This window comes from Clostridia bacterium (genome assembly GCA_035561135.1).
Lineage (GTDB): Bacteria > Acidobacteriota > Terriglobia > Terriglobales > Acidobacteriaceae > DATMYA01.
In genome coordinates this window covers 40031-54787 of the sequence record DATMYA010000055.1, presented here as the reverse complement: position 1 = coordinate 54787, position 14757 = coordinate 40031, and the positions used below count along the sequence as shown (strand labels likewise).

The window sequence follows — 14757 nt, the reverse complement described above, 5'->3', positions numbered from 1 at the left end:
AAACACAGGAACTCTGGAGCGTTGTCTTTGGATGGTGAGTTGCTCTCTGTGGGGCAACCGTTTCTCTGTATATGCAACACCGTTCACGTTTTCAGGAGGCAGTGAACGTCTGGGGACTCGACTTTCGAGCCATCTGACGTCGCTTGCCTATTCCGTTTCCCACAAAGACACGAATCCTATAGGAGGATTTGGCTCATGAAGAAATTCGTATGGCTACTGGTAGTGCTGTTGCTCGTCGCGAGCGCAGTCGCCCAGGAAACCACAGCCGGCATTCAGGGTACCGTGAAGGACCCGACCGGCGCTGTGGTGTCGAAGGCTACTGTGGAAGTGACTGGCCGCGCACTGATCGGTTCCAAAAAAATGGAGACCGATGGCAGCGGATATTACCGTTTTACCCACCTGCCTCCCGGTGAGTACCTGATCACCACGACAGCAGCAGGCTTTCGTACCAGCAAACTTGCTGGTATCAAGCTGGAAGTCGGCAAGCTCCCCACAATCGACCTGAAGCTCGAAATTGGCGGCAATGAGCAGGTCGTCGAAGTTTCAGGCGTTGCTCCGATGGTTGACACGACACAGTCCAAGGTCGCCGTCACCGTTTCCTCGGAAGTTCTCAATAGCATTCCTAAGGGCCGCTCCTTTGAGTCGCTCATCCCGTTCGCCCCTGGCGCTCGCCAGGAGCCGCTGACCTCCACTACGCGTGGCGGTTCGCTGACGGGTGCTGCCGGCGCTACTGGTTACCAGATCGATGGCGCTTCGGACTCGGAAAACACGTACATGTCAGAAGGCATGGACACCACGGGAGTCACCGGTGGTGGTTCTGGCAATAACGTTCCGATGGAGTTCATTCAGGAAGTCCAGATTAAGACCGGCGGATTCGAAGCTGAGTTCGGTGGCGCGCTCGGCGGCGTTGTGAACGTCGTCCAAAAGCGTGGCGGCAATGATTGGCATGGCAGCGTGTTCAGCTACTACCGTAGCGATGCGTTCAACGCCAACGATACGTGCTTGATCTACAATGCTTGTGGCTTGCGCTACATCCCTGGTACGGTCGGAAACTACACAACGTCCGGCGCCAATCTCAGGACCGACCGCCCGACCGAGTACTACCGACCCAAGAAGGACCACTATCGTACGGTGGAGCCTGGCTACGAAGCCGGTGGCTACCTGCTGAAAGATCGCCTCTGGCTGTTCAGCAGCTTTGTTCCGAGCTACTACTCGCGTACCCGTACCGTGAACTTCACGGGGGCAGTGAAAGGTCCCTACACGTTCCGGTATGTGAACAACACCTACAATGCTCTAAACCGTTTGGACTACATGGTTACGAGCAAAATCCGTACGTTTGCGTCTTGGCAGTATGGGTACAATCGCATCTCGGGCAACTCCGCGCCTGACCCAGATCCGGCTTTCGCGAGTCAGGTCAACAACAGCGCCACGGTCGACCCGCGGACTACGTATCGGGCTGATGCTGGTAGCGTTAATCCCAACAGCGTCATCATCTTCGGGGGAGACGTAACGATCACTCCAAACATGGTCGCGACTGCCCGCTACGGCAAATGGTTTACCAACAGCTCGACCCGCGGCGCACCAGTTGGTATCCGCTACATCTGGCAAGCCAATGGAGCCGGTACAAGCGTGACGGGAGGTCAGGCGCTGACTGACCCGTTCAATGTTGCGCTACCCGGGAACTTTGGAGCTGCTTCCACGACAGGCTCGACAAGCATGCCAAGCAACGTCCAGCAACTCATGGACGCTTACCACCGTAACTCGCTCAGCACGGATGTTTCTTACTTCGCGAAGTTCTTCGGTACCCACAATTTCAAGGTCGGGTACTCGAACAATCGAATCACGAACGATCTCGCGAGCGCTGCTAACTTTGCTCGCGTTGACTTGTATCCTGGTCAGGCCTACTCGCCCATCGGTACTAGCTGCCCTGCAGCCGCTACCGTCAACGGGCAGTGCCGTGGCACATACGGTTACTACAAGGTCTATGACTTCGTCTCGGGCGGTCTCGCCAAGAGCCTCAACCACGCACTGTACTTCCAGGATGCGTGGACTTTGGGCAAAGGCGTGACGGTCAACGCCGGTCTTCGTTTCGACAAGGAATACCTGCCGCCGTACTCAGCGGGCGCCACTGACATCAGCTTCGGATTTGGGGATAAGATCGCTCCACGTCTGGGCGCTGCCTGGGATGTCCTCAGAAATGGCAAGCTGAAGATCTACGGAAGCTACGGTACTTTCTTTGACATCATGAAGTACTCGCTGCCTCGCGGTTCGTTCGGCGGTGAATACTGGCACGAGTGCGTCTACACCCTGAATGACACCAACTACACGGGAATCCAACCGGCCATGGTTGGCACCCACACCTGCGCCGGTACAGGTCCCGCTACTGGCACGACCCCTGGCACATTCATTGAAAACTTCGACTTCCGGAAGCCCAGCCTTGCTGGCGCCGACCCGGGTGTCGATCCTAATCTCAAGCCGATGAGTCAGTGGGATATGACCCTCGGCGTTGACTACGCCGTGACCTCGCAGATTGGCTTTGAAGCGCGTTACAGCCGCAAGCGCCTCAGAAACACAATTGAGGATATCGGCATCGTGGTTCCCGGTGGCGAACTCTACAAAATCGGAAACCCTGGCGCGAACACCTACGCGAACCTGCTGAATCGTCCCATCATTGACGGCGAAGACACTTACGATCCTCAGTGTGCGAGCTGCCCGCTGAGCCCGAAGGCTACCCGCAACTACGATGGCGTGGAATTCCGCGTCATCAAGCGGGCATCCAATAAGTGGTACGGAACCTTGTCCTACACCTATAGCCGTCTTTACGGGAACTACTCCGGCCTGACGTCGTCGGACGTGAACGACGCAGCGTCGGTCAATGCCGGTTCGGGTGGTGGTCGTCACAATCCAAACAACAACCGCTCGTTCGACTCGCCCAATATGCAGTTCACTGCTGATGGGACGCCGGCGATGGGCCCGCTCGGAACCGACCGCCCGCACACCTTCAAGGCGTTCGGCTATTACCGTCTGAAGTATTGGAAGATGGAAACCTTGATTGGCGGCACCCAGGTGGCTTACCAGGGCACGCCACAGTCCACCTGCTGGCCGTCCGTTACCACTCAGTCGGCTTGCTCGTTCGTAGAGAATCGTGGGAACTGGGTCAACCTGCATCGTGATGCGACCACCGGCAACATTGTTAGCGATGGTGTCATTCAGAACAGGCGCAGTCCGGCATTTACCCAGACTGACCTTACTCTCGTGCAGGATTTCAAGCCGAGCAAGACGCACGAACAGATGCGTATCGGCTTCGAAGCCAATGTCAGCAACCTGTTCAACCAGCGCTCAGTGCTCACTTATATGAGTACCCCGCTGGCGAACTCGGTGGCGGCAACTCCTCACCTCAATGATCCCAACCTTCGCTATGTGGCGACGGACAAGATCGGGGGCGTTGTAGTCGATCCGTCTCTGGTCGGAACTGTCATTCCGAACAACATGGCACTCGTGAACTGGAATGCCTTGACTGGCGGTGGCTGGGATTACATTGCCGTCTCCAACACCGCGGTTAACACGGCAGGCACTCCTCTGCCGCACCAGTACAGCTTTACGCCTGCCACGCTGAACTCCATGTATGGTCAGCCGACGCTGTTCCAGGGCGGACGCACACTTCGGTTGAAGCTTTCACTCAGCTTCTAATCCGAAAAAACTGTTTGACTTGGAGGGTCGGGAAACCGGCCCTCTTTTTTTCCAGCTTCCATAGCTGTTGTCGTGCGACTCTCGCCATACTGGATGCGATACCCTCCTGATTGAACAAGTTCTGAGTCAATTGCGATTGGGTCATCGGCCTGAAGCCAGGTCTTCCTGCGACCGCGTAAATCTTTCCTGAACGGGCACACCGCCGGTCGTGCCTGCTGCAATAAATAAAACAACTTACAGATTGGCATTCACGATGCAAACAGAAGGGCAAGTGTCTATAGCGAGGGCTCCCGGCCCAAGTCATAGCCGACCCTGCACGGCTTGACCAAAGGAGGCGCTTTGGCGAAGCGGTCGAAGATTGTGTTGTGCGTGGATGCTGATGCGGTTCTTGGTAATGTCCGAAAGCTTGTCATCGAGAGCTTCGGCTATCGCGTTATGGCTGCACGAACCGCTTCGGAGGCGGCGCCTTTACTGCTCTCTCATTCGATTTCTGCCGTTGTCATCGATCGTCCCGACACGAATTTGGACTCCGCAATTCGAATCCTGCATGAAACCAGTGCACGAGTACCAATCGTTCTAATCTCAGGCATGCCTTATGTCGCACCCGAACTGGCAAATGCGATTGCCGGAGTTGTAGAAAAGGGAGATTCGCCCCAGCAGCTTAGAGTGGTGCTCGACTCGGTGACGAGGGATCGAAACGAAGCAGATCGTTTGGCCGCGCCGAACCCAGGCGCGACCTCAGAAGACGCACAATCTCTAGACGAGAGTGCGAAAAGAGTTAGATGAGCTTGAAAACAGGAGGCGGGGCATGTGCCCCGCCTGAGTCAGGATTGTGTGTTAGCTTTTCTTTTCGGCGGTTGCTGGCTTTTGTTTTTGTTCTGCCTTCTTGTCCGTTTTCGCGTCGCTCTTCTTGTGCGCTTTCTTGGGTTCGGATCTGAGCAGGACTGCATCCTTGGGCGTTTCCCATACAACGTCGTTGGGCAGGGGCTTGCGCGGAAGCATTTCGTCACGCATCGCGGCGTCGTAGAGGAAAGATGCAAGGATCACGGACGCCTGCATCATGTCTTCGCGCTGTACGCGCTCATACACGTCGGCGTTTGAGTGGTGCGTACGGGTCATATACTCGACCGGGTCCTGAATGAACTGGAATCCCGGGATGCCAACGGCATCGAATGGAACGTGGTCCGTGGAACCGGTGTTCCGCATGCTTATTGTGTTGAATCCCAAATCCTTGAACGGCTCCATCCAAGGTTCTATGACTGGGCGGGCCGCCGAATTTTCCTGTAAATAGATACCGCGCAACTTGCCGGTTCCATTGTCGATGTTGAAGTAGGCGGAGATTTTTTGTTGTTTCGGCTTCAGCATCAGTGGACCCGTCTCGGGACGCAAGTAGGAAGGCAAGCCACTGTCGGACTGCTTGGGCTCGGGCCGTTTTCCGAAATGCTCGGCCACGTATGCGCGTGACCCGAGCAAGCCCTGTTCCTCGCCGCCCCACAATCCTATGCGGATAGTACGCCGCGGTTTGATGCCCAGCGACTGGAGGATACGAAGGGCTTCCATCGTTACGGCACAACCGGCGGCGTTATCTGTCGCGCCCGTGCCGCCGTGCCACGAATCGATGTGTGCGCCGGCCATCACGATCTCATCTTTCTTGTCGCTGCCCGGAATCTCGGCGATGGTGTTGTAGGCATTACCGTCGCCGTCTTCGAAATGCACTTTGACTTCGACTTCAATCTGGACCGGAATTTTGCGGTCGAGCAGCCTCGAAATGCGTCCGTAGTTTTCGATCGACATCACAAGCTGCGGAACGCCATCCGATTCTCCAGGCTTGTACGCGTTCGTGCCTTGAACGAAGATCAGGCCAGCCTCTCCACGGCTCGGCTCGATGACGGCCGCTGGTTTTTCGTCTACGAAAAACTTCTGTAGCAAGCGCTGGAATTCGAAGCGTTTAATAAGGTCTTCACGCGAAATGACCTGGCCTGTCGGGTCCTGTCGGCGCTCGCCCGGAATCTGGTAATCGCCGATTTCGCGAAGGCGATTCTCGTCATATCGGCGTAGCGCCGGTTCCGACTGGGGCTTAACTTCGCGCATGTCGCCGATCAGCACCATCTTGCCCGCATAGTTGCCGCGCTGTTTCTCCAAATCTTCCTTCGTTGTTGCTGTCAGGCGGACCACCTCGCCGCGAACCGGGCCGGGAGTCGAGGGCGTCCACGCCTTGGGCAGCGCGTAAAGCTGCGAAACATCTGGAGAAAGCATCCGCACAGAGACGGATTCCAGCGCCCATCCGCGGCCGAATGGGAAAGGTTCCATATGCGCGTTGGCGAGGCCCCACGCCTTCAGTTGCTCACTGGTCCATTCGTTTGCGCGTTTGTGGCTCGCAGAACCCGTCAGGCGCGGACCGATCCTATCGGTTAGTTCCCCCATGGTCTCCATGACCTTGGAGTTGCGGAAACCTTCATGGCGGATACGCGTTACCGTCTGCAGGTCGACGTTGTCATTAGCCGCCGCAAAAAGGATGGCGGGCACGACGAGCATGAGCACGATGGATAACGTGGCCAGCACTGTATTGCGCATGGCCTTCACTGAAGTTTGCGACATGTTTTTACGCTCCAAGATGGATAGTGGCAGCGCCCAGAAGCGGCTTCCTGCCCAAGCCGTCGGCGTCCGTCACTTGCGGGTATTTGCAAGGTGCCGCAGATGTTATCACCAGCTCTGCTGGATCGAATCCTGAATCTTTTGGAATTGTCCCGGTAAACTGGTCGCGCTATATACGGTTTCCATTCCAACTTCGAGATTTGTTCCGCTTTGGTCCTCCCATATGGGAAAGCCGAAAAGCCGAGCCGTCGGCAGGCCGGTGGCTTGCGCTGGTTCTTGCCAGCGTTCTGATTTTGCATTCAGGCATTCGCAAGCCTTGGCGTACTGTTTTCTGGACTGACAAAGTTTTTTTGTTTTTGGGGGAGCAAGAACGAGCAGTTTGGAACTCGTTCTGCACATTGCATTTCTTCATGCAATGAAAGTGGGCCCCTACGCAATGGTCAATGTCAACGCGCTTACCGCAAATCTGATTAGCTGGCTTAACAACACCTGTTCGAAGTCGTTCCTGGTTTCCAGTGAAGTTTGTGCCGGAATCGAAGAAGCTGACGCGGATCCCCAAGCTTTGATCTGCGCCCTGCAAGCACTCATCGCCGAGCAGCGGGCCGGGTTGCAAACGCAATCCGCGGCGTTACTCCTGAGGACTGGAATTTTCCGTGCAGACGCGACCCAGGGCGGAGTGGGGAGTTTTTTGGACCCGGGCGAGTACGTGGTGATGAGTATCACGATTTCGGCCTCTTGCTGTACCCGCGAAGCTGTTGGTAGGGAAATGTTGCCGCGCCCTGAGCAACTCGATGCTTCTCCGGCGCTCCGCAATTGTGTCGACCTCTTGCGCGGCGATGGTGGCGAACTCGCCATGAAATCGGAGGTTAGCTTCGGAGTTACGTTCCGTCTGTATCTGAGGGCGCTGGATCAGGGCGGGGAGTCTGTGCAAGATGACATGCCGGAAGGATGGGAGACGATCCTGCTCGTCGAGGACGAGGAGTTCGTGCGCAACGTGACACGCGAAGTTCTGGAGATAGCTGGCTATCACGTTTTGGAAGCACAAGATGCGCAGACAGGAATGCGGCTGTTTCAGGAGCATGAGGGCGCTGTGCATCTGGTATTGACCGACGTGGTGATGCCGGGGATAAACGGACACGATCTCGCGCATCGCCTTACAGAACTCTCGCCCGCAATAAAAATCATCTATATGTCAGGCTACACGGACAGTGAACTGCATCGGAAAGCCTTCAAGAATCCACGTACTGCATTCTTGCAGAAGCCTTTCACAGTCGCTTCTCTGACGAAAAAAGTGCGAGAGGTATTGGACTTTGACGATGGAGCCGGTGTGGCGTCGCCTGTGAATTTGCGGCAGGCGTCTTCCTGCGCATCGGACTAGCCTTCGCATCCGGCAGGCAGTTCAGGAGATTCGGAACAAGACAGCGACCAGTTGCCGTACTTCTTTCACGTAGGCGTCGAGCTCATGGGCAAACGTGAACCAATCGAAGCGAGCGAGCGCTGGGTGTTCCTGCATCAATACCTGCCACCCGTATTCGCGCGTAGAGTCCACTTGTAGCGCTTCCGTATAACCGTATCCGAGTCCGCACGTGCGGCACAGCAGATCGCTCAAGCTGACCAGAGCGACGAGGCTGCGATGCGATGTGGCGCGCTCGACTTGATGGTGGCGCCGTATCACTTCTTTGATCTCGCTGCCCAGGTCCCAAGCTTCGGCGAGCAGGTCGCCGGTAAAGCCGTGCGTAAAGCCGAGCAGCCTGGCTTCCGCCTCTTCCAAGGGAATGCGTGTGGAGTATGCCAGCGCGGCGACTGCGCGGAACTCATCGCGGAGTACGAGCAAGTTAACAAGGAAACCGAGGTCATGGAGCAGTCCGGCGAGGTATGCCTTTTCCGGTTCCGCAAATCCGATTTTTCGGGCGAATCGGCGCGACACGAGCGCACAGCCGAGTGAGTGCTCCCAGAACACTCGCGGGTCAATGCTCCCAATGTCTTGAGGCAGAAGGTTCAATACGCAGCAGGCGGTGGCAATCTCGCGCACGCGAGAGACGCCGAGCGCCAGCACTGCGCCGCGAACGGTTCCGATCGTCTGTCTTCTCCCGTACAGCGGCGAGTTCGCCATATGCAGAGTTTGCGCCGCAAGAGAGTTGTCGTGCGCTATCAACTCAACAACCTTCTGAATATCAACATCTTCGGTTGGCTTGTCGAGTCGATGCAGCAGTGGGATGAGGATGGCCGGGACGCTCTGAATGGACTTCAGTTGCTCCACCCGCACGCGGACATTATCCATGCTGACGTAGGTCATCGCGCACCTTGGCCGCTTTGTTGCTCTTGGAGATCGTTATAGAAGTGCTGAATGACACGCCGCTTGCTGGCTGCGCCGAAGGGGCTCAGCACCTTGTACAACGGGAATACGTCCATGCTCTCCAGAAGAGTCACGCGCGAATTGTCGAGCAAATCTAATGGCGAGACCTTCACCCGTGAGGTGAGCAAGTCTTTCCGACACAATTGCACCAGGACATCATCTTGGGAAAGGCCATTTGTCATCATCGAGTTCATCTCGCCGGACATGTGCTAGCAATGAAATCGGCTGAGTAGCCCGGAACTTTAACCGCCGTTTCAAGACCGACCCGTGGCTGGGGCGACCGCGATTGAGCTGCGGGCACCCATGACAACGAGGTCTATGCGCCGGTTCAAGCGGCGTCCTTCGGCGGTGGTATTGCTCGCCGTCGGATGGAACTCGCCATAACCGGCGGCCGACAATCGTTCGGGCGAGAAGTGGTACTGAGTTATCAGTTCCCTGATGATCCCGGTTGCGCGCGTCGTCGAGAGTTCCCAGTTTGACTGAAACTGCGCTGTATGGATTGGGACGTCATCGGTGTGCCCTTCCACGCGTAGCTCGCAGTCGCGCTCGCGAAGCAGGGCGGCGATGCGCCCAAACGCCGCTTCTGCGCCCGGTCGCATTGCAGCCGAGCCGCTATCAAAAAAGCCAACTTCGCGCAGACTGATCACCAAACCCTCGGGGCCGACTCGCAGTGCGACTTCCTTGCGCTGTATTTCTGGCGCAAGGGCCACCTCTATTGCGCGTCTGAGTTGTTCGACGTCCGGGCGCAACTGCGCGCCGGCGCGTATTTGTATCGGCTCAACCACTCGGGCGAGGTCCTGCGCGATGCGCGCCTTCTCCGCTTCGCTCCGCCCTGCGCCGGTAGATTCCTTCAATGCTATGGGAGGGCCAATGCTCTGGCCTGGGAACACTCCGAGTTCCTGGAATGCTGCCTGAATTGCGTTCGCGAGTTGTCCCATCTTGTGCTTATCAACCTGAGAGGATGCATAGAGGACAACGAAGAACGCGAACAGTAATGTCATGAAGTCCGCATAGGAAACGAGCCATCGCTCGTGATTGGCGTGCGCTTGTCTCCTTTTGCGCCGACTCACGTTTGCGCCGGTTCCTCTGGCCCAGGCTGGTTCGCATTTTGCAAGAACCCTAGCAACTTCGTTTCGAGCATGCGCGGGTTCATGCCTTCGAGGATCGAGACCACGCCTTCCAGAGTCATCTCGCGCAACATCTGTTCCTCGCGTAAACGAATCTTCAGCTTGCCCGCGACTGGCAGGAGCAGGAGATTTGCCGCGCCGACGCCGTAGACCGTGGCGACAAATGCCACGGCAATCCCTTTGCCCACTTCGTCGATGTTGTCCAGGTGCTGCATGACCTGAATGAGGCCCAGCACGGCGCCGATGATGCCGATTGTGGGCGAGAATCCGCCAGCGGACTCGAATACCTGCGGGATGGTTTCGTCGTGCTCGGCTCCGTTGTCCAATTCCAACTCCATCATCTTTCGGAGTTCCTGTGGCTCGGTTCCGTCGACGGCCAACATAAGAGATTTTTTAAGAAACGGATTGGCGATCTTGGGCAGATCGCCGTCAAGTGAAACGATGCCTTCCTTGCGGGCCTTGTTCGCATATTTCACAAGCTCGCGAATCATCCCTTGCGGATCCTGCTTGGGCTCAAGAAGGACGGTCTCCAATTTTTTGAAAGCAGTGATCAACGTACGAAGAGGGAACTGAATGAGGACCGCGCCCAGCGTGCCGCCGAAAACGATGAAGGCGGCGGTAGGTTGCAATATCTGCGTCAGGCTACCGCCCTCCAGCAGCAGGCCACCAACGATGCCGCCGACTCCAACGACCACGCCGCCAAGTGTTGCCTTATCCACGGAGCCCTCGCGTTTCACTCGCCGTCATCTTTGGCGCTCTGCGCTTGGGCGCTTACGGTAGGCGAACACTTCGGGACGACCGGGGCGGCCATCAGCGAGCGCCTGAACTCAAGGATAAGATCCATCACTTCCTGCGCACTTTCTCGCACAACGAGCTTGTCTCCGGTCACGAGTGTGATGACGGTATCTGGCGCTTGCTCCACGAACTTGATCAAGTCCGCATTCACCATCAAGGGCTGATTGTTCAATCGCGTGAGTTGGATCATTTCATTCTTCCTATTACCGACGCGCACAGATATACGGTCGCTGTGACTCTTATCGGCAAGCACGCGCGTACCTTCAATCCTGAAATGAGGAAAAACCGTATCGCTCGCGGGCAATGAAAATGGAAATTCTTGCCCAGTAACTCCGCGGAGGCTAAAGCTGCAGGCAGAGGTGCCGATAGTGCTAGTGAACAACGTGATGGTTCCGGTCAGCGGGACGCGTCCGTAGAGTCGTTTACGCGCAGCCTTCTATTGAGGCGGAACCAGAAGCGAAAAGGAGCGTTCCAATGGCACTCAGCATCCTGAACAACATCCCGTCCCTGGCCGCGCAGAATCAACTTTCCATCACCGGCAGCGGCCTCCAGAAAACATTGTTCCGTCTCTCGTCCGGCTCGCGCATCAATTCTGGAGCCGATGACGCCGCAGGTCTGGCGATCGCAGATGGCTTGCGTGCTAACGTCACAGCGCTGAGCCAGTCTGCTCGCAATGCCACGGACGGCATTGGCAAACTGCAGGTGGCAGATGGCGCCCTCTCGCAGGTAAGTAGTCTGTTGAACCGTGCCGTTACTCTGGCTACCGAAGCCTCGACGGGCACAGTGAACCCGGCGCAGCGCGAAGCTCTCGACGCCGAGTTCTTGCAGATCAAGCAGGAAATCGATCGTATCGGCAGCAAAACCACTTACAACGGAGAGGGAATCTTCGGAGCCGGCAGCAGTTCGGACCCGAACAAGTGGGTTGGCGCGACCGGAGGCAATACCAGTGCGACGGTACTCACCGCCGGCCAAACAATGACGATTACCGACACGGACACCGGCCTGAGCGATACCTACACCGTAGTCGCCCTCGACACCATGCAGACGCTGATGACCCGTTTCAACAGCTCGGGCAATATTGGCGTCACGGCCAGTCTCGACGCAACCGGACACTTGCAGATAGCGGATAAGACCGGCAATGGCAGCATCGTGGTCAGCAGCACGCCTCTGACCGGAGTTGGCGCTGTTGCGAAGGCAACGATTTCAGGCGGCACCGATGTGTACCTGAGTGACGGCACGACGGCGGGCGGAGGCACCATCGCAACGACGATCAGCGCGCTTTCCTCGAACAGCATCGGTACGGGCGCTGGCAAGATCGACCTCAGCGCTGATGATCTGAAGACCGCCACGAAGGCGCAGACAGCCCTGACGAAAATCACCAGTGCGATTGCCAATGTTGCCAGCGATCGCGGCACGATGGGCGCCGTGATGAATCGTCTCGAGTCGGCGAGCAACGTCATCACCAACCAGGTGCAGAATCTGACGGCTGCTGAGGACGGCATCCGCTCGGCGGACATCGCCCGGGAAGTTGCGAACATGACGAAGTTCAATATCCTGAACCAGACCGGCATTTCGGCCCTGGCACAGGCAAACCAGATGCAGCAAGGCGTCTTGTCGCTCCTTCGGTAATCGAGTGACCTCCTGAGGTGGGGCATCACGCCCCACCTTTTTCTAAGGTTCAAAAGTGAATGAGGTGGACAAATGCGGATCGATATGGTTCCGTCCATTCCCGCTGACGTAAAACGCTCCCCAATTAATGAACCGGTCCAGCCAGCTACGGAAACGAACGTGCTTATCAAGCAACAGGAATCGCCCGTGTTGCCGGCGCCGCAGACTGAAACCTACACAGGAGGCAATAACGCCGAGCGCGAGACCGTGTGGCTTGACGAGGGGAAGCGTCCCATCTATCTCGTTCGGGATCAGCGCACTGGCGATGTCCTGTGCCAGTTGCCATCGGAGGAAGTGTTGCGGATTGCGCGCAACATCGACCAATTCCTGAAGGAGCAACAGGGGCAGGAACTCGATATCAAGTCTTAGACCAGTCTTAGAGAGGATGCATGGCGAGTGCGGTGACGGGAATCAACTCAGGAAGTTCAGGTACTGGCCTTGACGTGGGCGCAACGGTCGACCAAATAATGTATGCCGAGCGCGCACCCGAGCGCCTGATGCAAAGTCAGCAGCAGATGCTCAATGCGCAAGCTTCCGCTCTGCGCGACATACAGTCCAGGCTCACGACGCTGGGTAACACCGTCAATTCCCTGAAGGACGTTTCCGCATCGATGGGCGCGCGCATCGCTTCCTCGTCTCAAAGCAGCATTCTATCGGCGAGTGCGGATCGTACGGCAACCATCGGCAAGCACGTAATAACTGTGAACTCGCTGGCAACGACTTCATCCTGGTACAGCGATGCCGTTGCCGACGGCGTTTTCACCCCGGGCGATCTCACAATACAGGTTGGGACTGCGACTCCCATTACGTTCACGTTTGACGCGGGACACTCAACTCTCGCCGCCGCTGCCGAGTTCATCAATACGAAACAGGCTGGAGTGATGGCGAACGTCATTACCGATGCGACAGGACTGCATCTCGCGCTGGTGAGTGCAACGAGCGGCGCAGCAGGCGATATCAAGTTGCTGCAAGCTCCGGCGGAAATCGCGATGCATCGGGGCAGCACGGGCGCGAACGCCGACGTTGTGGTCGATGGCGTTCCGGTACAGAGCAGCACAAACAGTTTGACGGGTGTCATTCCGGGCGTAACTTTCGAACTATCCAGTGCGAGCCCCGGCACCCAGGTAACCGTCTCTGTCGCCCCTGACGCGGCCCGGGCACGTCAGGCAATCAGCGATTTTGTAACAAGCTACAACTCCGTGGTCGGCAACATCAACGCGCAGTTCACGTATAACCAGCAGACTGGCAGTGCTGGTCCGCTGGCCGGCAACTCGTCCATTCGCGGTGTGCAAGCGACGCTCCTTCCAGCAATGTCACAAGTAGTCAAAGGTAACGGAGCGATCACCTCGCTGGCATCGCTCGGAATTGACATGAAGAACGATGGGACGTTGCAGATGAACAGCACGGAACTGGATGCTGCGTTGTCCCAACACTTCACAGAGGTACAGTCGTTCTTCCAGTCAAGAGAGCCGGAGGGTTTCGCATGTCGCCTAAGCGCGCAAATGGCGGTCATCAACGACTCCATCGACGGCCCGCTCGCTGTGGATATCACCGGCCTGGGAGCGACCAGCAGAATGATCTCCGACCAGATCGATGATCTGGAATCGCGCCTGGACATGCGCCGAAAGACCCTGCTGGACCAGTACTCAAGGATCGATACGATGCTTCGCCAATTTCCACTGATCCAAGCGCAGTTAACTGCTCAACTGGAAAGCCTGAAATGAATCATGATCCGCGTCTTATCTATCGCGAAGCGGCCGTGCGCAGCGCTACCGCTGTGGGTCTGGTTGTCATGCTTTACGACGTCGTCATTGAAGACCTCGGCCGTGCCATGCTCGCCCTGCACGTTAAAGACGTCGAGAAGCGGACGAGTGAGTTGACTCATGCGATGCTCGCTATCCAGCAGCTACAAGCGACCTTGCAAATGGAGCAGGGCGGCGAAGCTGCGCGCAACCTCGACCGGTTCTACTCGATCGCGCGCGCGAAGCTGCTGGAAGCTCATCTCAAGCAATCCGGGCAAATGATAGGTGAGCAGTTGGCACTGTTTCGCGATCTGCGAGATGCTTGGCGAACGGTGGAGGGCAATGCACAGCCCCGAACGGCAGGCAACGCCAGGTCCGATGTGCAGCCCTCGGCAGCCACGCCTTCTGCGACCGACTCATCGGCGCTGCACTGGAGCGCCTGACCATGCCGGCAGAGACGTTGAAAAGAACGAATGCTTTGCTGGTTGGCTTCCTTGAATCGATGGAAGCCGCACCTGCGAGTTCGGTCACGCTCGAACAGTTGACCGAGGTCGCTAGTGCACTCGCAGAGATGGCGGGAGCTCTTGGCTACTATCTGCTTGCCAGAGATCCAGTCGTGGCTGCTGAAATTCAGCGATATCGCGGAAATCTTTCTGCGCTGCAGGCTGCGCTGCATCAGGCAGAACGAAATTTTCTCGCCGAACGTGCAAGGCTAAGTCGTGATCGTCAGCAACTCGAAGCCGCGGCAGCCTGGAACGCGGGCCCCTGCCGGCGTTAGCAGCGT

The 14757-nt window shown here is 57.1% G+C and carries 14 protein-coding genes; 8 read left to right on the top strand and 6 right to left on the bottom strand.

Annotation, left to right across the window (positions count from 1 at the left end; translation table 11 throughout):
• The first annotated feature begins 195 nt into the window (after nt 1–195).
• On the top strand, nt 196–3690 hold the full coding sequence (locus VN622_12685; protein HWR36717.1) for a carboxypeptidase regulatory-like domain-containing protein: 3495 nt from the start codon (nt 196–198) through the stop codon (nt 3688–3690).
• A 339-nt stretch (nt 3691–4029) separates the two neighbouring features.
• Entirely contained in the window at nt 4030–4476 is a 447-nt protein-coding gene (locus VN622_12680; GenBank protein HWR36716.1) for a response regulator, read from the top strand.
• A 51-nt stretch (nt 4477–4527) separates the two neighbouring features.
• Here the strand turns inward: VN622_12680 and VN622_12675 are convergent, their stop codons facing one another.
• On the bottom strand, nt 4528–6288 hold the full coding sequence (locus VN622_12675) for a M20/M25/M40 family metallo-hydrolase (protein HWR36715.1): 1761 nt from the start codon (nt 6286–6288) through the stop codon (nt 4528–4530).
• A 376-nt stretch (nt 6289–6664) separates the two neighbouring features.
• Between VN622_12675 and VN622_12670 the strand changes: the two genes are divergently transcribed.
• Entirely contained in the window at nt 6665–7663 is a 999-nt protein-coding gene (locus VN622_12670) for a response regulator (GenBank protein HWR36714.1), read from the top strand.
• Between the two features lie 21 nt (nt 7664–7684).
• Here VN622_12670 and VN622_12665 read toward each other — a convergent pair whose 3' ends face one another.
• From VN622_12665 to VN622_12645, 5 genes are read right to left on the bottom strand one after another with little or no spacing between them, the layout of a single operon-like run.
• Entirely contained in the window at nt 7685–8581 is an 897-nt protein-coding gene (locus VN622_12665; protein ID HWR36713.1) for an HDOD domain-containing protein, read from the bottom strand.
• Nucleotides 8578–8847 carry a hypothetical protein gene (locus VN622_12660; protein ID HWR36712.1) on the bottom strand — a complete coding sequence of 90 codons (270 nt, stop codon included), beginning with the start codon at nt 8845–8847 and terminating at the stop codon, nt 8578–8580. Before VN622_12660 ends, VN622_12665 begins: the two co-directional genes overlap by 4 nt.
• 48 nt (nt 8848–8895) lie before the next feature.
• Entirely contained in the window at nt 8896–9711 is an 816-nt protein-coding gene (locus VN622_12655; GenBank protein HWR36711.1) for a flagellar motor protein MotB, read from the bottom strand.
• Nucleotides 9708–10487 (bottom strand): flagellar motor protein, encoded by a 780-nt coding sequence (locus VN622_12650; protein HWR36710.1) that lies wholly within the window; start codon nt 10485–10487, stop codon nt 9708–9710. Before VN622_12650 ends, VN622_12655 begins: the two co-directional genes overlap by 4 nt.
• A 14-nt stretch (nt 10488–10501) precedes the next feature.
• The gene (locus VN622_12645; GenBank protein HWR36709.1) at nt 10502–10753 is read right to left on the bottom strand and encodes a flagellar FlbD family protein; all 252 of its coding nucleotides are present in this window, start codon (nt 10751–10753) and stop codon (nt 10502–10504) included.
• A gap of 284 nt (nt 10754–11037) precedes the next feature.
• Here VN622_12645 and VN622_12640 point away from each other — a divergent pair, with 284 nt between their 5' ends.
• The 5 genes from VN622_12640 to VN622_12620 all read left to right on the top strand — a co-directional run bounded on the left by VN622_12640 (nt 11038) and on the right by VN622_12620 (nt 14751).
• Nucleotides 11038–12192, top strand: coding sequence for a flagellin (locus VN622_12640; protein HWR36708.1), 1155 nt, complete (start codon nt 11038–11040; stop codon nt 12190–12192).
• 72 nt (nt 12193–12264) lie between these two features.
• On the top strand, nt 12265–12600 hold the full coding sequence (locus VN622_12635) for a hypothetical protein (GenBank protein ID HWR36707.1): 336 nt from the start codon (nt 12265–12267) through the stop codon (nt 12598–12600).
• A 20-nt stretch (nt 12601–12620) separates the two neighbouring features.
• A complete protein-coding gene (gene fliD, locus VN622_12630) occupies nt 12621–13955 on the top strand; it encodes a flagellar filament capping protein FliD (protein HWR36706.1) in 1335 nt (444 codons plus the stop codon).
• Complete coding sequence (fliS, locus tag VN622_12625; protein ID HWR36705.1) at nt 13952–14416, top strand: flagellar export chaperone FliS; 465 nt, start codon at nt 13952–13954, stop codon at nt 14414–14416. The genes fliD and fliS overlap by 4 nt, the downstream gene beginning before the upstream one ends.
• A 2-nt stretch (nt 14417–14418) precedes the next feature.
• On the top strand, nt 14419–14751 hold the full coding sequence (locus VN622_12620; GenBank protein HWR36704.1) for a hypothetical protein: 333 nt from the start codon (nt 14419–14421) through the stop codon (nt 14749–14751).
• Nucleotides 14752–14757 lie beyond the last annotated feature (6 nt).

Coding starts and splice junctions, on each gene's coding strand:
- VN622_12620 (HWR36704.1), top strand. CDS start 14,419: ATGCCGGCAGAGACGTTGAAAAGAACGAATGCTTTGCTGGTTGGCTTC.
- VN622_12660 (HWR36712.1), bottom strand. CDS start 8,847: ATGTCCGGCGAGATGAACTCGATGATGACAAATGGCCTTTCCCAAGAT.
- VN622_12645 (HWR36709.1), bottom strand. CDS start 10,753: ATGATCCAACTCACGCGATTGAACAATCAGCCCTTGATGGTGAATGCG.
- VN622_12640 (HWR36708.1), top strand. CDS start 11,038: ATGGCACTCAGCATCCTGAACAACATCCCGTCCCTGGCCGCGCAGAAT.
- fliD (HWR36706.1), top strand. CDS start 12,621: ATGGCGAGTGCGGTGACGGGAATCAACTCAGGAAGTTCAGGTACTGGC.
- VN622_12675 (HWR36715.1), bottom strand. CDS start 6,288: ATGTCGCAAACTTCAGTGAAGGCCATGCGCAATACAGTGCTGGCCACG.
- fliS (HWR36705.1), top strand. CDS start 13,952: ATGAATCATGATCCGCGTCTTATCTATCGCGAAGCGGCCGTGCGCAGC.
- VN622_12635 (HWR36707.1), top strand. CDS start 12,265: ATGCGGATCGATATGGTTCCGTCCATTCCCGCTGACGTAAAACGCTCC.
- VN622_12665 (HWR36713.1), bottom strand. CDS start 8,581: ATGACCTACGTCAGCATGGATAATGTCCGCGTGCGGGTGGAGCAACTG.
- VN622_12685 (HWR36717.1), top strand. CDS start 196: ATGAAGAAATTCGTATGGCTACTGGTAGTGCTGTTGCTCGTCGCGAGC.